Source organism: Blautia sp. MCC270, from assembly GCF_018785605.1.
GTDB classification, from domain to species: domain Bacteria; phylum Bacillota; class Clostridia; order Lachnospirales; family Lachnospiraceae; genus Blautia_A; species Blautia_A fusiformis.
Genome location: NZ_WQQD01000082.1, coordinates 1 through 305, shown reverse-complemented (window position 1 = coordinate 305; position 305 = coordinate 1). Strand labels below are relative to the sequence as shown.

1 protein-coding gene is annotated in these 305 nt (G+C 43.3%); it reads right to left on the bottom strand.

The window, feature by feature from the left end:
- Window positions 1-272: response regulator (locus GPK58_RS12580; protein ID WP_215638744.1), on the bottom strand; the 272-nt coding region annotated here is incomplete at its 3' end.
- Window positions 273-305: the final 33 nt, after the last annotated feature.

Below are 305 nucleotides of genomic sequence, written 5' to 3'. Positions count from 1 at the left end.
ATTGCAATAATAGGGATCTCCTTTCCGTCCGGACGCTCCGACAGATTTCTGATAGCTTTTGTCGTTTCATAGCCATTCATTTCTGGCATCATGATATCCATCAAAATCAGATCAAAGGTCCCCGGAGCTGTATTGCAAAACTGTGCCAGGGCAGATTTTCCATCGGCAGTCCTGGTTACGATCATCCCTTGTTCTTCCAGCAAAGCTGCTGCTATCTCTGCATTTAAATCATTGTCCTCTGCCAAAAGGACATGCAGACCATGTAAATCCATATCTTTCCTTAACTTTTCTTCCTTTTCAGTTAG